The organism is Thalassovita mediterranea (genome assembly GCA_019448215.1).
Taxonomy (GTDB): domain Bacteria; phylum Pseudomonadota; class Alphaproteobacteria; order Caulobacterales; family Hyphomonadaceae; genus Henriciella.
On sequence record CP080408.1, the window covers coordinates 142256 to 162272 of the forward strand.

A 20017-nucleotide genomic window follows, 5' to 3' on the forward strand; every position below is an offset into this window, starting at 1 on the left:
GGTGGACTATATAGAATGCCATAGAAGGAGATTTCTTCATGGCTAAGACCGACACCTACTCTTTTGGCACGTTTGATCCTCAGACTTTCGTCAAGGCATTCCCTTTTGGCGATATGAGCAAGGACGCGATGTCCGCAGGCACGGAAAGCGCAAAAGCTTCCGTGAAAAGCTTCCAGGACGCTAGCGCCGCCGTTATGCGTCAGGCCCAGGACCGCATGAGCATGACGGTCGAAACCAGCAAGACGCTGGCTGGTGTCACGTCGATGGAAGAAGCACTGGAAATCCAGTCGAACTACATGCGCACCGCAATGAAGGCGCATCTCGACGGCCTCAGCGAACTCGCTGACATCTACAGCTCGGCGATGAAAGACTGCTTCCAGCCTTTCGCTGGTTACATGCAGACCGCCACGACCGAGACCAAGGAAGCTGCTTCCAAGGCAAAAGCCTCCTGATGAGGCTGCCTGAAAATCAGGCATTCGAATGATCGAAGGGCCAGCTGCACCCGCAGCTGGCCCTTTTCGTTTTGGGCACTGCAACTTGCCCCGTGCATGCCGCTAGACCGGGACCTATATTTTCATCATGAGCAAAACAGTTTCCTTCGAAACGCTGGTTCGGCCGGATACGCCGAACACCTATCTGGTCCTGCCTTCGGGTTTAAGCTCGACAGCTGAGGCCGATGAACGCTCGCCTGTATTCGGCGAGCCCGCTGAAGCGCTTTACCAGCGCCTGAAGATGCTGGCGGGCACCAAGGACAACTGGACGATAGCGACGCATGACGACGAGAAGATGCAGATCGAAATTGTCGCGACGACCAAGCTTCTGAAATTCAAGGACGATGTGTCGGTGCGCGTCTTACCGTCCAAGGACGGCGCTCAAACCAGTGAACTGGCCATCTATTCCCGCTCCCGTCTCGGAAAATACGACTTCAAGGCCAATCAGAAGCGCGTCCATTCGCTGCTTTCGGAGTTGAAAGGAAATGCGGCAGCTACAGCTTGATCAGTAGAGCAGAACGTATCAGGCTGAAATTGCCAGCAAGCCAACCTATGTCATGATCATGGCCGCAAACGACTACAGACCAACACTCTCAGATCCGGAAGACCCGACAGGGCCCGGCCGGACCGATGATACGGACGGAACCGGCGTCGTCACCGAGACGCGGGTAAAGACAAAAAAACCAAGCATGTACCGGGTACTGCTTCTGAATGACGACTACACGCCAATGGAGTTTGTCGTCTTTATTCTGGAGCAATTCTTCAACAAGAGCCCGGAACAGGCGACTCGGATTATGCTGCATGTACACCAGAAGGGTGTGGGGGTTTGCGGCGTATACACTTTCGAGGTCGCCGAAACCAAGGTTGCCCAGGTCATGGATCTGGCGCGGCGCAACGAACATCCTCTGCAATGCACGATGGAAAAAGAGGATTAAAGCTAGATGCCCTCACTGACCGACAGTCTCGAAACTGCCCTGGAAAAAGCGCTGAACCTCGCTGGCGAGCGTTCGCATGAGTATTCCACCCTCGAACACCTGCTTCTGGCCCTGACAGAAGACACGGACGCTGTTGAAGTGATGACGGCCTGCAAGGTCGACATTCCGCACCTGCGCCAGTCCCTCACCCAATATATCGATGATGAGCTGTCCAGCCTGATCACCGACAGCCCGACGACATCGGTGCAGCCGACCGCCGCTTTCCAGCGCGTGGTGCAGCGCGCCATCCTGCATGTCGAAAGCTCGGGCCGTGATGAAGTGTCTGGCGCGAACGTCCTCATCTCCATCTTCTCCGAACGCGAAAGCCATGCTGCCTACTTCCTGCAGGAGCAGGACATGACGCGCTATGATGCGGTGAACTTTGTCTCGCATGGCCTTGCGAAATCGCCAGGGATGTCGCGCTCGACGACGCCGCGCGGCTCTGAGGAAACCGAACAGCAACAGAAGCCTGGCCCTGCAAAAGAGGCTCTGGAAGCCTATTGCGTGAACCTCAATGAGAAGGCCAAGCAAGGCAAGGTCGACCCGCTGATCGGGCGCGACTCCGAGATCGAACGCTGCATCGAGGTGCTCTGCCGCCGGTCGAAGAACAACCCGATCCTCGTCGGTGACCCGGGTGTTGGCAAGACTGCCATCGCTGAAGGTCTCGCCAAGAAGATTGTTGATGGCGAAGTGCCTGAGATCCTCGACGATGCGGTCATCTGGGCGCTGGATATGGGCGCCCTGCTCGCTGGCACGCGCTATCGCGGCGACTTCGAGGAACGCCTCAAAGCCGTGATGAAGGAAATCGGTGAACAGGAAAAAGGCATCCTGTTCATCGACGAGATCCACACCGTCATCGGTGCTGGCGCCACGTCTGGCGGCGCAATGGACGCGTCCAACCTGCTGAAGCCTGCGCTGCAAAGCGGCGAGGTTCGCTGCATGGGCTCTACGACCTTCAAGGAGTACAAGCAGCACTTCGAAAAGGACCGTGCCCTCGCCCGCCGCTTCCGCAAGATCGACGTGGTCGAGCCGACCGTGCCGGATACGATCAAGATCCTCACCGGCCTCAAGCCGACTTTCGAGGACTTCCACGGCATTCGCTATACGAATGACGCGATCAAGACCGCCGTTGAGCTGTCAGCCCGCTACATCACGGACCGCAAGCTGCCGGACAAGGCGATCGACGTGATCGATGAGGCTGGCGCGACCCAGTGGCTAGTCCCTGAACACCGCCGCCGCAAGCAGATCGGTGCCAAGGAGATTGAAGCGGTGATCGCGAAGATCGCCCGCATTCCGCCTAAACAGGTCACCAAGGACGATGCGGTCGCGCTCAAGAACCTGCAACCGGACCTCAAGCGCGTGGTCTATGGTCAGGACGATGCCATCGAAGCACTGTCCTCGGCGATCAAGCTGTCGCGCGCTGGCCTTCGTGAGCCGAACAAGCCAATCGGTTCCTACCTGTTCACCGGCCCGACCGGTGTCGGCAAGACCGAAGTCGCACGCCAGCTGGCGTCGATCATGGGTGTAGAGCTCCTGCGCTTCGACATGTCGGAGTATATGGAACGCCACACCGTGTCCCGCCTCATCGGCGCGCCTCCGGGCTATGTCGGCTTCGATCAGGGCGGCCTGCTGACCGATGGCGTCATGCAGCACCCGCACTGTGTCCTGCTGCTCGACGAGATCGAGAAGGCTCACCAGGACCTGTTCAACATCCTGCTTCAGGTGATGGACAATGGCTCGCTGACGGATGCGAATGGCCGCAAGGTCGACTTCCGCAATGTCATTCTGATCATGACCACCAATGCTGGTGCGTCTGACGCGGCGAAGAACTCCATCGGCTTTGGCCGGGGCAAGAAGGAAGACGAGCAGGAAGAAGCTCTCAAACGTCTCTTCACGCCGGAATTCCGCAACCGCCTCGACGCGACCATCGTATTTGGCGGCCTGACGCCTGAGATTATCGAACGGGTGGTCGAGAAGTTCGTGCTTCAGCTCGAAGTGCAGCTAGCTGACCGCAATGTGACGATCGAGCTTTCCGAAGATGCCCGCGACTGGCTCGCCGCGCGTGGTTTCGATGAAGAGTTCGGCGCGCGTCCTCTGGCCCGCACGATCCAGGAGCATGTGAAGAAGCCGATGGCCGAGGAGCTCCTCTTCGGCAAGCTCGCCAAAGGCGGCGCGGTGAAGATCACGGTCGACAAGGAAGACGACGAGAAGCTTGCCTTCGAATACATTGAGGACAAGACGAAGAAGTCGAAAAAGAAAAAGCCGGGCAAGCCTGAACAGGTCGACTAGGCTGTCTGAAATCGCCCGGCGGGTGCACCCCTCGTGGTCGCCCGCCGGGCCTTTCCCTACAATCCTCTCCCAATAACTTATCTTTGTTGCGGCGTGCCGCGCAGTCTGTAGACAGGTCTGGTCCATTTCGGAATCCACCCTGTCCATGGAGTGCCATCATGCATGTGTCCCAGCTCGTTCTCGCTTCCGCCATTCTGATGATGGGAGCGTGCAGCACGGCTGACACCGCTCCGGCACCCAGCACCTCCAGCGAAGCAAATTTGGCAGCGACGGAGGCAGCAGACGCCGAGACGACGCTTCTACCTTATGAGAAGTTCACACTGGAAAACGGGCTGGAAGTCATCTTCCATGTGGATCGCTCGGATCCGGTCGTTGCTGTGTCGCTTACCGCGCATGTCGGTTCTGCGAGGGAGAAGCCCGGCCGGACCGGGTTCGCCCACCTGTTTGAACACCTGCTCTTCCTCGAGTCCGAGAACCTCGGCCCCGGCGGTCTCGACAAGTTGAGCGCGCGCATTGGTGGATCGGGCGCAAACGGCTCGACCAGCCGTGACCGCACCAACTACCTGCAGACCGTTCCGAATGATGCGCTCGAGAAGATGCTCTGGGCGGAGGCTGACAAGCTTGGCTGGTTCATCAATACGGTGACCGAGCCTGTGCTCGCCAAGGAAAAGCAGGTCGTCAAGAATGAGAAGCGCCAGGGCGTCGATAATCGCCCCTATGGCCATACCTTCTATGTGATGCACAAGGCGCTCTATCCGGACGGCCACCCCTATAACTGGCAGGTGATCGGCTCGCTCGAAGACCTTCAGGCCGCCACGCTCGAAGACGTCAAAGAGTTTTACCGCACCTGGTACACACCAAATAATGTCACTCTGGTCGTCGCCGGTGACTTCGACACCGCTCAGGCACGCGAATGGGTTGAGACGTATTTCGCGGAAATACCGCGCGGCCCGGATATCGAGCCACAGCCGAAAGAGCCGGGCGTTGTCACCGAAACGGTGAAGCTCTTCCATGAGGACAATTTCGCAAAGCAGCCGCAGCTCAACATGGTCTGGCCGACCGTCGAGGAATATCACCCGGACAGCTATCCGCTCGCCGTGCTGGCGCAGCTACTGACGGATGGCAAGGACGCGCCGCTGAACGAGGTACTGGTGGACGAGGAGAAGCTCGCGCCGTCAGTCGCGGCCTTTGCCTATACGAGCGAACTTGCCGGTGAAATGATCCTGCGGGTCAGTGCCTTTGAGGGCACTGACCTCGACACGGTTGCCGCTGCCATTGAGGACGGCCTTGCCCGCTTTGAGGCCGAGCCGATCACCGAAGACGACCTCAACCGCATCAAGACCGAGCAGGAAGTTGCTTTCTATCAGGCGCTTGGCAGCGTTCTCGGCAAGGGCGCGCAGCTTGCCCAGTACAACATCTTTGCGGGCGACCCGGGATATATCGACGAAGACCTTGCCCGCATTCAGGCCGTGACGGCGGAAGACGTGCGCCGGGTCTATGAGACCTATATCAAGGGCCGAAACTACGTCGCCACCAGCTTCGTGCCGAACGGCTCGCCAGAACTAGCGCTTGAAGGTTCTGAGCGTGCCGAGGTCGTGATCGAACCAATTGTTCAGGGCGCCGAGGACGAGGTCGATCCGACAACGGACGGCAGCTATGAGCGCACACCGTCGCTGATCGATCGCAGCGTCGAGCCGCCCTATGGCGCACCACCCGAAGTCGCCGCCCCGGATGTGTGGGAGGATGAGACAGCGAATGGCATCAAGGTCTACGGTATCTCAGACGATGAGCTGCCGCTTGTCCGCTTCTCGCTGTCCAGCGAAGGCGGGCACCTGCTCGATACGCCGGAAACGGCCGGCACAGCGAACATGCTCGGCGAAGTTCTGACAAAAGGCACGGCCAGCAAGACACCAGCAGAGCTCGACAAGGCCTTTGCCCTGCTCGGCGCAGATGTGTCCGTGAATGTGACCAGCGACGCTTTCGAGATCAATGGCGAGACGCTCGCCCGCAACTTCCTGCCAACCATGGCGCTCGTGGAGGAAATGCTGCTGGAGCCACGCTGGGATGAGGCTGAATTCGATCTCGCGGTCGCCCGCACACGCGACGCAATCCAGGCAAACCAGGCCGACCCGAATGCGATCGCATCGCGGGCCTATAGCTATGTCACTTTCGGGGCTAACAGCATGCGCGCGCTCAGCACGCTTGGCAGCGAAACCTCGCTGGACGGGATCACACTCGATGATCTGAAAGCCTGGCATTCAGACAATCTCGTGCCGCAGCTGAGCAGCCTTCGCGTCGTGGGTGATGTCAGCAAGGATGATGTCATGACAGCGCTCTCTGGCCTCTCCGAGCGCTGGAGCGGCGACGCGCCTGAACTCACCTACGCGCCTGCACCAGATGCGCCAGATAGCTCGACCGTGTATTTCTATGACGTGCCGGGCTCGTCCCAGTCCGTCTTCCGCTTTGGCTATCCGTCGCTGAACCGCACCGATCCCGACTTCGTGACGGCAGGCGCCATGAATTACCGGCTCGGCGGGGGCGGCTTTGCCTCGCGGCTGACGCAGGAGCTGCGTGAAGGCAAAGGCTATACCTATGGCATCTTCTCGGACTTTGACGGCACCGACAAAGTCGGCACCTTCACGATCGGCAGCGGTATCCGCTCTAACGTCACGCTGGAAGCGGCAACGCTCGTACGCGACATCCTTTCCGACTACGCCGAGACCTATACCGAGGAAGACCTCGCCGTGACGAAGAGCTTCTTCACCAAGAGCCAGGCGCGGCGTTTCGAGACGCTTGGCGCAAAGCTCGGCGCCCTGTCGGACATCGCAGACTATGGCCTGCCCTACGATTTCGTTTCTCAGGAGATCGAGGCGGTGGAAGCGCTAAGCCTCGGTGATGTGCAGGGTCTCGCCGCACGTCTCATCCGTCCGGACGAGATGAACTACGTCATCGTTGGCGATGCTGAGACGCAGATGCCGCGGCTGTCAGAGCTTGGCTATGGCGAGCCGGTGGCGATCAATGACGCTGTCGACGATCTGAGCGACTAGAACACTCCAGCACAGGCGCCTTCAGACCGGAGGCGCCTGATGCCGGGCCTACCAGACCATGGCTTCCTTGAGCTTTGCGTGGAGCGAAGGCGGGATCTCTTCGGCCTTGCTGTCGCGCTTGATATCGGCAGGTGCCTCATCGGGCTTCAGATACCGCCAGCCCTGAAAGGGCCGTTTCGGCGTTGGCTCGACGAGGACGATTTCCGGATCCAGCACAAGCTCGCAGGCCTTGCGGCCATTCCTGTCGGCCATGACACGGATGTCGGTGATTTTCTGGCGGACCTGGATCAGGCCTTTGATCACCCAATAGATGGAGCCGCCATCAAGCAGCTCATCCACCTGTTTCGGCACCATGCGTGTGTGATGGACAGGTTGGGGATAGGAGCGCATCAGGCGCTTCTGCCACGCTTCCAGGTCGCCGATCTCTTCGGCGCCTACGCAGAGTTTGACCATGTTCAGGCTCACGCGAACAAATTTAATGCCGCCCGCAAGAGAGGCCAGTCCCTCTCTGTCATTCCTGTGGAAAGTGGACCTCTGGAAAAACGGCCGCCTAGAGCTCTTCCAGCTCGACCAGCATGACGCCTTCCGCGACCTGCTCACCCACGCTGGCGCCCACCGCCTTTACCACGCCATCACGCGGCGCTTTCAGGCTGTGCTCCATCTTCATGGCTTCCATGACGGCCAATGTCTGCTCCTTGGTGACCTCGTCGCCCGGCTGGACGCGCAGATCGATGACCTTGCCCGGCATTGGCGCAGACACCTTGTCGCCGCCTGCAATCGCCTCGGCCTCGGCCTCATAGTCCGGAATGTCGACGAGGACCGTGTCGCCATCAACAGCGACAGCAAAGCTGTGATCGGTGATAGAGATTGCGGGCATGATATCCATGGCCGGGTCTCGCTCATCGACGGCAATGTCTGCAATCTCGCCGTCGAGCTTTAGCCGGATGGATCGGCGAGCCGGTGCGTTAAGGCGCCAGCCATCCTTCTGGTCGAATGGCGTGTCGCCGGTATCCGTCAGCAGCGCATGCGCCACCAGACGACCTGCTGCTTCACGGATGTCGGTCTTCGCTTGCGTCAACGCGTCTATTTCTTCTGCGATCCAGTTCACGTGATGCTCGCCGCTGCGGAAGACGGGGTGATCGAGGCAGCGCTTCAGGAAGCCGACATTGCTCGGAATGCCCGCAATGATGCTTTCGCCGAGGCTTTCAGACAGGGCATCGATTGCGCTCTCACGGTCCCAACTTTTCACGATCGACTTGGCAATCATGGAATCGTAGACCGCAGGCACGGTGTCGCCCGCACCAAAGCCGCTATCAAGCCTGTAGAGTGTGAGGTCGCCGTCCAGAGCGTCGGCTGGCGCACCAGCGCTGCTCTCGGACAGACGCTCGACATTGCCGAGATTGAAGGCATAGAGCCGCCCTGCCCCCGGCCGGAAATTGTCGGCAGGGTCTTCGGCGCAGATACGCGCCTCTATGGCGTGTCCGTTTAGCGGGATATCACCCTGTTTCAGAGGCAGTTTCTCACCGGAGGCAACACGCAGCTGCCACTCGACGAGGTCGGTGCCAGTGATGAGCTCGGTCACAGGGTGCTCGACCTGCAGGCGCGTATTCATCTCAAGGAAGAAGAACGTATCCTTGGCGAGCGGCCGGGTGCCATCGACGATGAACTCCACCGTACCTGCGCCCTGATAGCCAACCGCCTTGGCGAGATCGACAGCGGCGCCTGTCATGGCGCCGCGCACATCCTCTGGCATGCCGGGCGCAGGCGCTTCCTCGACGACCTTCTGGCGGCGGCGCTGCAGGGAGCAGTCGCGCTCATAGAGGTGAACGGCGTCTCCATGGCTGTCGCCGAAGACCTGAACTTCAATGTGGCGCGGCTGTTCGACCAGCTTCTCCAGCATCACGCGGCCATCGCCGAACGAAGATTTTGCCTCACGCACGGCGCTTTCCAGCTCGCCCGCGAGGTCTTCTTTCTTCGCCACCAGGCGGATGCCGCGCCCACCGCCACCTGCGACAGCCTTAATCAGGAGCGGATAGCCGATGCGTTCGGCCTCGCCCTCCAGCGTGGCAGCATCCTGCGCCTCGCCGCGATAGCCCGGCAGGACCGGAACGCCCGCCTCTTCTGCGATGCGCTTGGCTTCGTCCTTGAGGCCCATCGATCGGATGGTTGCCGCCGTCGGGCCAACCCAGATCAAGCCGGCCTTTACGACCGCGTCTGCAAAGTCCGCATTCTCTGACAGGAAGCCATAGCCCGGATGGATCGCCTCAGCGCCTGCAGCTTTTGCAGCTTCAATGATGCGTTCGCCCTGAAGGTAGCTCTCTGTCGCCGGGGACGCGCCGATATGGACGGCCTCATCGGCCATGGCGACATGGCGGGCATAGACGTCAGCGTCAGAATAGACCGCGACAGTGCGCACGCCGAGGCGTTTGCAGGTCTCGATTATCCGGCAGGCAATCTCACCCCGGTTCGCGATCAGCAGGCTTTTCAGCATCTTGTCCTTCCCGGTGCCGGTGGATGAGCGCCACTAGCACGAAACTTATGATCATCAGCAGGTACCAAGAGCCGAATTTTGCCGGAGAAACAAGTTTCCAGACTGACTCCTGCCCCGGATAGGTCCAGGCCCGCGCAAGTGTTCCAATATTCTCGGCAAACCAGATAAAAAGTGCAACCAGGCCAAAGCCGATGACGAGCGGCATGGGCCTGTGGTCCCGATCCGGCCTGAACCAGACCACACATGGACCGTAGATCAGGAGAGTCGCAACAAACAGCGCGTTGCGAATGTCGATCGTATAGTGATGGGCAAAGAAATTCACATAGATCGCGGTCGCCAACAGGCCCTGCAGCCAGAGCGGCGGGAACCTGTCAAAGCGGAAGTCGAAGATACGCCAGACGCGGGCGAGATAGCTGCCGACCGCCGCATACATGAAGCCGGAAAAGAGCGGCACACCGCCAATGCGCAGGAAGCTTTCTTCGGGATAGATCCAGCTGCCAGCGCCTGTCTTGAAGACTTCCATCGCCGTACCGACGATATGGAAGGCGAGGATCACCTTGGCTTCCTCGAGGCTTTCGAGACCCGTGGCGATCAAGATGATCTGGATGAGCACCGCCGCGACAACGAGGAAGTCGTAGCGGCTGATCGGAGCGCCTTCTGGGTAGAACAGGTGCGTCAGCAGGATCAGCGCGAGCAGCAGACCGCCAAAGATACAGGCCCAGCCCTGCTTGATGCCGAAGCTCAGAAACTCGAAGAAGGCGGCCCCGACAGGCCCGCGCACGAGCCGCCGTCTGACGTTTTCACGCTGCCTCGAGAGCAAGTCCTGCCATTGCGTCCATGTCCACATGACAGGCTCTTTCACTGTTGAACCGGGCGACCGGAAGGCAGGTCAAAGGCGATCTGCCGCAAGGGGCGCGGCAATTTCAAGGCCTGCCCGGGCGCCCGAGCCTACTCTGCCCAGCCGGGTTTGCGTTTTTCGAGGAAGGCGCTGAGGCCCTCCTTGCCCTCATCGCTGACACGGCGGGCGGCGATACGCTTGGCCGTTTCATGGCTGAGCGACTGGTCGATGGCGACACCGGCGAAATCCTGCACCAGCCGCTTGCTGTCATGGATCGCACCGGGCGCAGCCTTGCTCGCAAGGTCAGCCAGATACTCTTCCATCTCCAGAAGGCCTTCATTGGTCTCGACCACATACTGGACGAGGCCGATCCGCTCAGCGAAGGCAGCGTCGAAGCTTTCAGCCGATACGAAAAGCGCCTTTGCCCAGCGCGGGCCAATGGCCGAGATCACGAAGGGGCTGATCGTTGCCGGGGTCAGGCCGAGGCGAACCTCTGAAAAGCGGAACTTGGTGTCCTTCATGGCGACAGCCACATCACAAGCCGCCACAAGACCTGCGCCGCCGCCCATGACCGCGCCGTGAACCAGTGCGACCGTCATCTGCGGCAGGGCTGCAAGCTTGCGCAGCATTTCTGCCAACTTGAAGGCGTCTTCCTCATTCTCATGGCGCGAATAGCTGGCAGCGGCCTTCATCCATTCGAGGTCGGCGCCGGCGGAGAAGCTCGGACCATTACCGCGCAGGATAACCATGCGAATGGTCGTCTGCTCTGTAAGGGTCTCGATGGCGTCGGTCAGTTCTTCAATGACGATAGCATTGAAGGCATTGTGCTTTTCCGGCCGGTTCAGCGTGATGACAGCGATACCACCCGGCGTCGCATCGAGGGAAATGGTCTCGTAGGCCATGAAAATCTCCTGTGGTCTGAAGATGACGTTAGGCCTGACACGGCCGTTTTGGAATGGGCGTTAGCCGTCCTTTGCAGCCTGCCTGTAATGACTGTCACGGCGAAGGGCCGGTTTCTCGACAAACCACCAGAGCAGGAAGCTCGCGGCCAGCGTGAGTAGCGCTGCGATAGCAAAACCCGCAGACAGCCCCGCGGTTGCGAAGACACCTGCCATGATCAGCCCCTGAAGGATCGGGAAGTGGGTAATGTACAGGCCATAGCTGATGTCGCCATAGCGCGCAGCGTTGAGAACCGGGCCGGGCGCGAACGCTGCCCAGGCGATCAGGCCCGCAAGTCCTGCCGCGCGCAATGGCTCCAGAATTGGGTGCACAAATGAACCGGCGAAAAGCGCCAGCCCGATAAGGCCGAGTTGGCCTGTCTTCTCCTTCGCCCGGTCCCAGACCAGCCATAGACCCATACCGCTAGCGAAGAACGCCATCTGGCCCGGCAGCTGGCGCGCAAGCTCCGGCGCGAGAGCGATCAGTGTCGGTGAGGCCTGCGAAACGCCAAGCGCTGGTTCCAGCAGCAGGCGCCACGCCTCCCCCGCGACATAGAGGAATGCCAGCACGGCCCACTGAGCTTTGGCCGCCCGTCGCATCATCCAGGCAATAATCGGGAGCGCGAGGTAGAACATCACTTCCACTTTGAGCGTCCAAAGCGCGCCATTGACGGCTTCGAAACGCTGGCCCTCAAACAAGCCCGGGAGATCCGGCGCAAGGAAGTTCAGGAAAACAAGATTGGCGGCGAGGTAGCGAAGAATTCCGCCAAAAGCGTCGGGCCCGGCCAAGACAAGGCTGACAAGGGCGGGTATCAGGATTATGACGGCATAGGCAGGATAAAGCCGCCGAACGCGTTTCTCCGCATAATCGCTAAGCGACCTCGAACGCATGAGCGACCCGAAAACGAGCGCGCCCGAAACAATGAAGAAGCCCTGAATGGAAATTTCAGCAAGCGCGCCTAGCGATGTCTCGAGAGCGTCATCTGGCGCAATCGCGGTCAGCGCCAGAGCGTGAAACACGGTGACACCGGCGGCAAAAACCAGTCGCAGGAGGTCAAAACGGTTCGCAGTCAGGGCACCAAACTCCGCCTCAAGGGATGGCATGACCGGGTGGCATGGACCGGGGCTGTGCGCAAGCAAAAGGGGCCTGCATGTGCAGGCCCCTTCGCTGGTCTAATTGTCAGGACGTGACCTAGTAGTCGGCGTCCACATCCATGTCGGAATCATCCGTCATGTCGTCAGAGGCGTCTTTCTTCTCGGCCCAAGCTTCCTTGGCCTCTTCGTATTCTGCCTCGCTGACTTCGCCGTCATAGTCGGCGTCGATCATGGCGAACTTCTCAGTGGCTTCTGCCTCTGTCACATCGCCGTCAGCGGTTTTCCAGGCGACAAACTCCTCTTGGGAGATGGTACCGCTGGCATCGGTATCTACGTCGCCGAAGGCGGACATTTCACCTGCGGAGGCTGCGAGGGCACCTGCTGCTGCGGCACCGGCGATAACAATTGCAAAGCGTTTCATAACTTACTCCATTTCTTGCGATCTCTTTCTGAGATGCGAGGAGAATACGCACAGCTTGGCACGGGGGATGCGTTACAACGCGGTTAGGCGTCTATGCAACGCGAGCTGCTTGGAGAAAGCCTCAAAATATCAACGACCAAACGGACTTATTAAGCTTCCGACAGGTCGATGAAACCTACATGCGGAAGACACCAAACCCGCGCTCACCAAGCGGCGCATTGAGCGCTGCGGCCAGCGACAGGCCAAGCACCCGGCGCGTATCGGCAGGATCGATTATGCCATCGTCCCAGAGACGTGCGGTGGAATAGTACGGGCTGCCCTCGGCCTCATAGGCTTCGCGGATCGGTGCCTTGAAGGCTTCCTCATCCGCCGCGCTCCATTCCTCACCGCGCCGCTCCATCCCATCGCGTCGGACCGTCGCCAGAACAGAGGCCGCCTGCTCGCCGCCCATGACGGAAATACGGGCGTTTGGCCACATGAAGAGAAAGCGCGGGCTATAGGCCCGGCCGCACATGCCGTAATTGCCAGCCCCGAAGCTGCCGCCTGTCACGACGGTGAACTTCGGCACCGATGCGGTGGCAACGGCCGTCACCATCTTGGCGCCGTCCTTGGCGATGCCGCCTGCCTCATACTTGGAGCCGACCATGAAGCCGGTAATGTTCTGCAGAAAGATGAGCGGAGTGCGGCGCTGGTCGGCCAGCTCGATGAAGTGCGCCGCCTTCTGTGCGCTTTCAGAGAAGAGGATGCCATTATTGGCAAGGATCGCGACCGGCATGCCGTAGATATGCGCAAAGCCGCAGACCAGCGTGTCGCCATAAAGCTGTTTGAACTCATGGAATTCAGACCCGTCGACGGTGCGCGCAATCACTTCGCGTGCATCATAGGGTTCGCGCACATCGCGCGGCACAAGGCCATGAAGCTCTTGCGGATTGTAGAGCGGCTCTCGAACGTCCGTGAAGCCGACTGTGTCTGGCTTTGGCTGATGCAAGGTGCGCACAATCGATCGGACGATGGCCAGCGCATGCTCATCACTGGCCGCGTAATGGTCCGCCACACCTGACTTGCGGGCGTGGACGTCTGCGCCGCCAAGATCTTCAGCTGAAATCTCTTCGCCGGTCGCCGCTTTCACCAGCGGTGGGCCGCCAAGGAAGATGGTGCCCTGCTTGCGGACAATGATGGTCTCATCCGACATGGCAGGCACATAGGCGCCGCCTGCGGTACATGACCCCATGACCGAAGCGATCTGCGGGATGCCCTTCGCGCTCATCTGCGCCTGATTGTAGAAGATGCGGCCGAAGTGCTCGCGGTCCGGGAAGACCTCTGCCTGGTGCGGCAGGTTCGCGCCGCCGCTATCAACCAGATAGATGCAGGGAAGATGGTTCTGCATCGCGATTTCCTGCGCGCGCAGATGCTTCTTCACCGTCATCGGGAAGTAGGCCCCGCCCTTCACCGTCGCATCATTACAGACGATCATGCATTCGCGGCCTTCGACACGGCCAATGCCCGTGATGATGCCAGCGCCGGGCGCCTCATCATCATACATGCCGTTCGCGGCAAGCGCGCCGATCTCAAGAAAGGGGGCGCCCGGATCAATGAGGCGTTCGACCCGCTCACGGGGCAACAGCTTGCCGCGTTCTGTATGACGCTCGCGTGCCCGCTCAGGACCGCCAAGCGCGGCGCTTGCGCTCTTCTGCCTCAGCTCTTCGAGCAGCGCCTCCATGGCCTGCCGGTTCGACGAGAATTTTTCGCCAGATGTGTCGAGCGTAGATTTCAGTACGGGCATTGGCCCTCCCGGAGACTGTTTCTTGCAGACCTATCGCCGGTTGCGGGCAATGTCATCCCGCAGCGGTAACCAGACTGACATATATCTGCGCCTATAACTGGCCGTAGAGAGGCCTTTTCAACGCCACTCTGAGGGAACACACTGTGGCACTGATGAGTCTGGATATCGCGCCAACGCTGAAGTCGATCCCGTTTCTGGGAGATGTCCCGAAGCGCGCGCTGAAAGCGGCTGGGCGCGAAGCAAGATGGTTCGCCCTTCCTGCCGGCTGGGAGCTGTTCAAGGCCGGCGATATCTCCGAGTCGATCTATTTCGTTCTATCCGGATCGCTTGGCGCGTTCAGGACAATGCCGGACGGGCGCTCTGATTTTCTGGGTCATATCCGCGCCGGTGAGCCAGTTGGCGAGATGGCGCTTTTTGAGGGCGCGGTTGATATCAATGGCGACGGCCTGCCCGACAATGCGCCGCATACAAGCTCGGTCTATGCACTGCGCGATTCCGAAATTCTTGAGATCTCTCGCAAGGGATTTGACCGGATCACAAAGGCTGATCCGGACATCCTGACTTCGATGATCCAGGTGATGCTGGCGCGGCTGCGCGAAGGGCGCAAACCGAACAAGCGCAACGCACCAAAAGTCTTTGCGCTGGTTGCCACGTCGCCGACCATTGATCTTATGCTGCGCGCCGAGGCGTTGCAGACAGCAATTGCCCGCTTCAACATGAAGTGCCGGATCATCGACGAGGCCGAAGGGCGCGACAAGCCGACCGGCTTCTTCGATGAGCTTGAGGCCAATAATGACATCGTCATGCTGGTCACTTCGGTTGGCGACTCTTCATGGTTCCGGCTCTCAACGAGGCAGGCTGACCGCGTCTGGGTATTCGGGCGCGCCGATGCGCGTCCTTCAAAGCCGCTCATGCCGTCGCATGACTCGCCAGCGCGGGCGCTTCAGCTGGTCGATATCATCCTCCTGCATCACAGTTCGGAACGCCAGGCCTCCCATCCGTCAGACTGGCTGGAAGCGTCAGGGGCAGCACGGCTGTTCCACTGGAAAGGGCTCGATACCGGGAATTGCGACCGCCTCGCCCGCGTGATGGCGGGGCGCTCGACCGGCATCCTGCTTTCGGGCGGCGGCGCGCGCGCCTATGCCCATATCGGCGTTGTCCGCGCCATCCGCGAAGCCGGAATACCGATCGACTTTGCCGGCGGTGCGTCGATGGGCGCGGTGGTTGCCGCCTGCGTGGCGATGGGCTGGGATGACGCAGAGATCGACAGGCGCATCCGAAAAGCCTTCGTCGAAACCAATCCGCTTGGCGACTACAATCTGCCCGTCATCTCCATGGTGCGGGGCAAGCGGGTTAACCGCCGCCTCGAAGAGCATTTTGGCGATGTCGACATCAATGAGCTTCAGATCCCGTTCTTTGCCGTGTCGACGAACCTCACGGATGGCACCTACCGGGTTCATCGTAAGGGACAGCTTCGCACCGCCCTGCGCGCAACGATTTCTCTGCCGGGGATCCTGCCGCCGGTGGTGCATAATGGCGAGGTTCTGGTCGACGGGGCCGTGCTCAACAATTTCCCGACCGACGTCATGCGAGAGCTTCATCGCGGCATGGTCATCGGCGCGGATGTGTCACGCGCCCCAGAGGGCCTCAAGGCAGAAGACTTCGTGAACCCGCCAAACTTCTTTCAGTGGGTCTGGCGGCATGGATTCTCGTCAGCCCCGCCCATCGCGGGACTGCTGATGCGGTCGGCGACGCTGAATATCAATCCAAATGCAGGCCGTGAGCTGGCCGACATGCTGATCGTACCAGAGCTTCGCGATATCGAGCTTCGTGACTGGACAGCCTATGACGAAGCTGTCGACGCCGGATACGAAGCCGCCCGCAAGGCACTTGCGAGCGGCTCACTTCATGAATTCTGTTTTGGCTCCGCGTCCGGCGCAAACCATAGCCACCGGGGCGTCGACCTGAAACAGGTCTGACCTTTCCGTGGCGATTAGGCCGCCCTGTCCCATTCAGGTGCCCAGCTTGGATTGATCAGCCGCTGATTGTTCGTCTTGAGCGCCGTAATCCGGCCCATCTCTTCGGCGGTCAGCTCAAAGTCCCGCACATCGTTATTCTGACGCAGGTGTTCTGGCGATGAAGAGCGCGGAATGGTGATAACGCCCGGCTGCTGCGTGAACCAGCGGATCACGACTTGTGCAGGCGTCTTGCCGTGCGTCTCGCCAATCTCTTTCAGGATGTCGCTGTCGAAGACCTGCCCCTGTGCAAGCGGTGAGTACGCTGTCACAGACGTGCCGATAGCGTGCGCGGCTTCAAGCACCGGGGTCTGGTCGATGAACGGATGGTACTCGACCTGATTGGTCAGGATCGGCGCCTTTGACAGTTTCACGGCCTGCCCCAGCTGATCCACCGTAAAGTTCGACACACCGATATTCTTCGCCAGTCCCTTGTCGCGAACCTCGTTCAGCGCGCCGAGGCTTTCCTCAAGCGGGACGTCGTCATTTGGCCAGTGGAGCAGGATCAGGTCGACATAGTCGGTGCCGAGCTTGCTGACGCTTTTCTCGACCGACTTCTGAAGGTCGCCATCCTTATATTCAGACATCCAGACCTTTGTGGTCACCCAGAGGTCTTCTCGCGGCAGCTGGGCATCAGCGATCCCCCGGCCGACATCTTTCTCATTCTCATAGGCCTGCGCGGTGTCGATCATCCGGTAGCCTGCTTCGATGGCCTTGGAGACGCATTCCTGCGCCGTCTCACCTTTCAGCTTCCAGGTCCCGAACCCGATTGCAGGGATATCAACGCCGTAGTGCTTGGTTGTCAGGGTCATGATGGTCCTTTCTTGGCTCTCTCAATCTCTTGGAAAAGCAACGGGACGTCAGGGGTGAGGTTCCGGCAGGTGCGGCGTCATGACTGGTTCAGGCCCAGCTCTCGCTGCAGCTTCTTGGTGAGGCCGAGCGAGACCAACCGATAGCTCTCGCGCAGATAGTCTTTCAGGGCCTCATCATCGACGGCCTCGTCAGAAAAGCGCTGGATCCACTTCATACCGCGAGAGGCGAGATGCGGCGCGCCCTGGCAGCCGGGCTGTTCTTTCAGAATATCAAAAGCGAGCTCTGAGACCTTGAAGCTGCAGCGAAAACTGCCGTCCTTATCCTCGCCCGCGATGGCAAAGACCTTGCCGCCGATCTTCCACACATGGCTGCCGCCCCACTGCACGACATGCGTGGTGTGGGCGAGCGCGCCACAGAACTGATTATAGCTTCCGAGATCCAACAGGCCCTCCCTCGAAGGGGCGACCTGCTCAGCTTGCCTCAAGCAGGATAACGGCAAAGAGTCCTTTGGCGTCCGTCCATTTGCGGGTCAGCTCCCAGCCAGCACTTTCCGCCATTCGCGCAAACCGGTCGAGGGCAATCTTGCGGGAATTTTCGGTATGGATCGTCTCGCCTTCCTCGAACTGGAAGGTCCGTCCGGCGACCTCAACGCTTTGCGCCTTCATGCTGCGTAGATGCATCTCGATGCGACTGTCAGCGCTGTTCCAGCGCGCTTCGTGCTCAAAGCTGGTGAGATCGAAATTGCCGCCAAGCTCACGGTTGATCCGGCGTAGCAGGTTCAGATTGAAGTCTGCGGTCACGCCCTTCGCATCATCGTAGGCGGGCACAAGGATGTCAGGCGATTTCGGCTGATCGAGGCCGATGATGAAACAGGAACCATCGCCAAGGTCCTCACGCGCCGTACGCAGGAAACTGTCGATATCCTTGTCGAGCAGATTGCCCATGGTCGAGCCTGGGAAGAAGCCTGCACGGCGGCCACCGCCATCGGGAAGGTTGCTGCCAAGGTTGGTGTCCATGAAATCCGCCGCGACGGGGTAGACATCGAGATCGCCATAGGCGGCTTTCAGCTCGTCGGCCGCGCCCTTCAGGTGCTCGGATGAGATATCGACCGGGACGAAAGCCTTCGGCCGCTCCAGCGCATCGAGCAGGATGCGCACCTTTACGAGGCTGCCAGCGCCATATTCCACGATGACAGCGTCGGGTCCGATGGCGTCTGCCATGGCGCCTGCATGCTCATTCAGGATCGTGAGCTCGGTGCGTGTCGGATAATACTCAGCAAGCTCAGTGATGTCATCGAACAGGCGAGATCCACGTGCATCATAGAGCCAGCGGCTCGGTATCGATTTCTGGTCGCGCGCAAGGCCCGTCAGAACATCCTGCAGAAAAGGGTCAATTCCAGAGCCGTCCATTATGCGTTCCTTGCGAGTCTGACGCCGCAGAACTGCCAGCGCTTGTCGGGGTGAAAGAAGTTTCGGTAGGTCGGGCGAATGTGGTCTGGCGGCGTCACGCAGGAGCCGCCGCGCAGCACCATCTGGCCGCTCATGAACTTGCCATTGTATTCGCCAACCGCGCCTTCGGGTGCCTTGAAGCCTGGATAGGGAAGGAATGAACTCGCCGTCCATTCCCATACATCGCCGAAAAGACCGCTCAGGCCTTCTCCGGTCTGCATGGCGGGACTAAGGCGCCCCGTCCCGGCATCATTGCCTTGTAGATCATGGCCTTCGGCGGCCACTTCCCATTCCGCTTCTGTGGGCAGGCGTGCGCCCGCCCAGCTCGCATAGGCATCCGCCTCATAGAAACTAACATGTGTGACAGGTGCTTCCGGGTCGACGGGCTGGGCGCCCCGGAGCGTCATTGTCCACCAGGCGCCGTCCTTGCGGTGCCAGTAGAGCGGCGCCTTCCATCCATTTGACTGGACGCAGGCCCAGCCATCAGAAAGCCAGTGACCCGGCGCCTCATAACCGCCAGCCTCGATGAATGCGATCCACTCACCATTGCTAACGGCGCGCCCCGCCATCTCGAACGGCTCCAGATACTGTTTGTGGCGTGGCCCCTCGCAATCATAGTGGAAGCCTTCGCCTTCATGGCCAATCTCGACAAGGCCGCCCTCAAAGCGGTGCCAGTCGAGCGGCTTTGCGCTGCCTTCCATGAGGCGCGGCTCAGACGGCCGATAAGCTGGCTGCAGCGGGTTCTGGCTGAACAGGTGCAGGATGTCGGTCAGGAACAGCTCCTGATGTTGCTGCTCATGGTGGAGGCCAAGCGTAACGAGCTCGATCACCTCTGGCGCCGGGTCGCCTGATAGAAGTTCCGCCATGCCCCGATCAACATGCGCGCGGAAGGACATCACTTCATCCAGCGTCGGCCGCGTCAGCAAGCCCCTTCGTGGGCGCGGATGGCGGTCACCAATGGCGTCGTAATACGAATTGAAAAGGTATTCGAACGTCTCATCGAACACCGCGTAGCCTTGAAGGTTTGGCTTCAGCACGAAGCATTCGAAGAACCACGTTACATGGGCAAGGTGCCATTTCGCCGGGCTTGCATCCTCCATCGACTGGACGGTCGCGTCGGCATCAGACAATGGCGCGGCAAGCTCTCGGGAATAGGCTCGCACCTGCTCAAAAGCGCGCAGGAGTGTCTTGTCGCCCTTCGAGACGCCCAACGGACTTGCTGAAAGCATGGCGCGCTCCTTTTGACTGGCAGCTCCGGTCTAACAAACAACTATAGCGCGTGTTCCCGACGGCAATGTGTCAGTTGTGAAAGGCTTGTGTCCAAACCTGCCTCATCCCTGCGCAACCGGCAGAAAATGCAATGACATCAATGAA

Annotated in this window: 17 protein-coding genes; 6 read left to right on the forward strand and 11 right to left on the reverse strand. The window is 60.0% G+C overall.

Annotation, left to right across the window (positions count from 1 at the left end; translation table 11 throughout):
• Positions 1 to 38: 38 nt before the first annotated feature.
• From KUV46_00720 to KUV46_00740, 5 genes are all read left to right on the forward strand, one after another.
• The gene (locus tag KUV46_00720; GenBank protein ID QYJ00934.1) at positions 39 to 452 is read left to right on the forward strand and encodes a phasin family protein; all 414 of its coding nucleotides are present in this window, start codon (positions 39 to 41) and stop codon (positions 450 to 452) included.
• 127 nt (positions 453 to 579) lie between these two features.
• On the forward strand, positions 580 to 996 hold the full coding sequence (locus KUV46_00725; GenBank protein QYJ00935.1) for a DUF1499 domain-containing protein: 417 nt from the start codon (positions 580 to 582) through the stop codon (positions 994 to 996).
• A 58-nt stretch (positions 997 to 1054) separates the two neighbouring features.
• A complete protein-coding gene (gene clpS / locus KUV46_00730) occupies positions 1055 to 1426 on the forward strand; it encodes an ATP-dependent Clp protease adapter ClpS (GenBank protein QYJ02325.1) in 372 nt (123 codons plus the stop codon).
• 6 nt (positions 1427 to 1432) lie between these two features.
• A complete protein-coding gene (gene clpA / locus KUV46_00735; GenBank protein ID QYJ00936.1) occupies positions 1433 to 3754 on the forward strand; it encodes an ATP-dependent Clp protease ATP-binding subunit ClpA in 2322 nt (773 codons plus the stop codon).
• A gap of 158 nt (positions 3755 to 3912) precedes the next feature.
• A complete protein-coding gene (locus tag KUV46_00740) occupies positions 3913 to 6801 on the forward strand; it encodes an insulinase family protein (protein QYJ00937.1) in 2889 nt (962 codons plus the stop codon).
• A 48-nt stretch (positions 6802 to 6849) separates the two neighbouring features.
• Here KUV46_00740 and KUV46_00745 read toward each other — a convergent pair whose 3' ends face one another.
• The 7 genes from KUV46_00745 to KUV46_00775 form a co-directional block, all read right to left on the reverse strand.
• Positions 6850 to 7254, reverse strand: coding sequence for a DUF1489 domain-containing protein (locus tag KUV46_00745; protein ID QYJ00938.1), 405 nt, complete (start codon positions 7252 to 7254; stop codon positions 6850 to 6852).
• Between the two features lie 97 nt (positions 7255 to 7351).
• A complete protein-coding gene (locus tag KUV46_00750) occupies positions 7352 to 9292 on the reverse strand; it encodes an ATP-grasp domain-containing protein (GenBank protein QYJ00939.1) in 1941 nt (646 codons plus the stop codon).
• Positions 9258 to 10139 carry a DUF817 domain-containing protein gene (locus KUV46_00755; protein QYJ00940.1) on the reverse strand — a complete coding sequence of 294 codons (882 nt, stop codon included), beginning with the start codon at positions 10137 to 10139 and terminating at the stop codon, positions 9258 to 9260. Before KUV46_00755 ends, KUV46_00750 begins: the two co-directional genes overlap by 35 nt.
• A gap of 101 nt (positions 10140 to 10240) precedes the next feature.
• On the reverse strand, positions 10241 to 11032 hold the full coding sequence (locus KUV46_00760) for an enoyl-CoA hydratase/isomerase family protein (protein QYJ00941.1): 792 nt from the start codon (positions 11030 to 11032) through the stop codon (positions 10241 to 10243).
• A gap of 60 nt (positions 11033 to 11092) precedes the next feature.
• Positions 11093 to 12172, reverse strand: a complete 1080-nt coding sequence (locus KUV46_00765; GenBank protein QYJ00942.1) for an acyltransferase — start codon at positions 12170 to 12172, stop codon at positions 11093 to 11095.
• A gap of 88 nt (positions 12173 to 12260) precedes the next feature.
• Positions 12261 to 12584 carry a hypothetical protein gene (locus tag KUV46_00770; GenBank protein QYJ00943.1) on the reverse strand — a complete coding sequence of 108 codons (324 nt, stop codon included), beginning with the start codon at positions 12582 to 12584 and terminating at the stop codon, positions 12261 to 12263.
• A gap of 175 nt (positions 12585 to 12759) precedes the next feature.
• Entirely contained in the window at positions 12760 to 14367 is a 1608-nt protein-coding gene (locus KUV46_00775) for a methylcrotonoyl-CoA carboxylase (GenBank protein ID QYJ00944.1), read from the reverse strand.
• Positions 14368 to 14510: 143 nt separating this feature from the next.
• Between KUV46_00775 and KUV46_00780 the strand changes: the two genes are divergently transcribed.
• Entirely contained in the window at positions 14511 to 16346 is a 1836-nt protein-coding gene (locus tag KUV46_00780; protein QYJ00945.1) for a patatin-like phospholipase family protein, read from the forward strand.
• A gap of 14 nt (positions 16347 to 16360) precedes the next feature.
• Here the strand turns inward: KUV46_00780 and KUV46_00785 are convergent, their stop codons facing one another.
• The 4 genes from KUV46_00785 to egtB all read right to left on the reverse strand — a co-directional run bounded on the left by KUV46_00785 (position 16361) and on the right by egtB (position 19872).
• Positions 16361 to 17194: an aldo/keto reductase gene (locus tag KUV46_00785; GenBank protein QYJ00946.1), complete on the reverse strand. Its 834-nt coding sequence runs from the start codon at positions 17192 to 17194 to the stop codon at positions 16361 to 16363.
• Between the two features lie 77 nt (positions 17195 to 17271).
• Positions 17272 to 17640 (reverse strand): MmcQ/YjbR family DNA-binding protein, encoded by a 369-nt coding sequence (locus KUV46_00790; GenBank protein QYJ02326.1) that lies wholly within the window; start codon positions 17638 to 17640, stop codon positions 17272 to 17274.
• Positions 17641 to 17665: 25 nt separating this feature from the next.
• The gene (gene egtD / locus KUV46_00795; protein QYJ00947.1) at positions 17666 to 18604 is read right to left on the reverse strand and encodes an L-histidine N(alpha)-methyltransferase; all 939 of its coding nucleotides are present in this window, start codon (positions 18602 to 18604) and stop codon (positions 17666 to 17668) included.
• Positions 18604 to 19872, reverse strand: coding sequence for an ergothioneine biosynthesis protein EgtB (gene egtB, locus KUV46_00800; GenBank protein QYJ00948.1), 1269 nt, complete (start codon positions 19870 to 19872; stop codon positions 18604 to 18606). Before egtB ends, egtD begins: the two co-directional genes overlap by 1 nt.
• Positions 19873 to 20017: the final 145 nt, after the last annotated feature.

Excerpts from the sequence above, each read along its gene's own strand:
- KUV46_00720 (QYJ00934.1), top strand. The coding sequence starts at position 39 with ATGGCTAAGACCGACACCTACTCTTTTGGCACGTTTGATCCTCAGACT.
- KUV46_00725 (QYJ00935.1), top strand. The coding sequence starts at position 580 with ATGAGCAAAACAGTTTCCTTCGAAACGCTGGTTCGGCCGGATACGCCG.
- clpS (QYJ02325.1), top strand. The coding sequence starts at position 1,055 with ATGGCCGCAAACGACTACAGACCAACACTCTCAGATCCGGAAGACCCG.
- clpA (QYJ00936.1), top strand. The coding sequence starts at position 1,433 with ATGCCCTCACTGACCGACAGTCTCGAAACTGCCCTGGAAAAAGCGCTG.
- KUV46_00740 (QYJ00937.1), top strand. The coding sequence starts at position 3,913 with ATGCATGTGTCCCAGCTCGTTCTCGCTTCCGCCATTCTGATGATGGGA.
- KUV46_00745 (QYJ00938.1), bottom strand. The coding sequence starts at position 7,254 with ATGGTCAAACTCTGCGTAGGCGCCGAAGAGATCGGCGACCTGGAAGCG.
- KUV46_00750 (QYJ00939.1), bottom strand. The coding sequence starts at position 9,292 with ATGCTGAAAAGCCTGCTGATCGCGAACCGGGGTGAGATTGCCTGCCGG.
- KUV46_00755 (QYJ00940.1), bottom strand. The coding sequence starts at position 10,139 with ATGTGGACATGGACGCAATGGCAGGACTTGCTCTCGAGGCAGCGTGAA.
- KUV46_00760 (QYJ00941.1), bottom strand. The coding sequence starts at position 11,032 with ATGGCCTACGAGACCATTTCCCTCGATGCGACGCCGGGTGGTATCGCT.
- KUV46_00765 (QYJ00942.1), bottom strand. The coding sequence starts at position 12,172 with ATGCCATCCCTTGAGGCGGAGTTTGGTGCCCTGACTGCGAACCGTTTT.
- KUV46_00770 (QYJ00943.1), bottom strand. The coding sequence starts at position 12,584 with ATGAAACGCTTTGCAATTGTTATCGCCGGTGCCGCAGCAGCAGGTGCC.
- KUV46_00775 (QYJ00944.1), bottom strand. The coding sequence starts at position 14,367 with ATGCCCGTACTGAAATCTACGCTCGACACATCTGGCGAAAAATTCTCG.
- KUV46_00785 (QYJ00946.1), bottom strand. The coding sequence starts at position 17,194 with ATGACCCTGACAACCAAGCACTACGGCGTTGATATCCCTGCAATCGGG.
- egtD (QYJ00947.1), bottom strand. The coding sequence starts at position 18,604 with ATGGACGGCTCTGGAATTGACCCTTTTCTGCAGGATGTTCTGACGGGC.
- egtB (QYJ00948.1), bottom strand. The coding sequence starts at position 19,872 with ATGCTTTCAGCAAGTCCGTTGGGCGTCTCGAAGGGCGACAAGACACTC.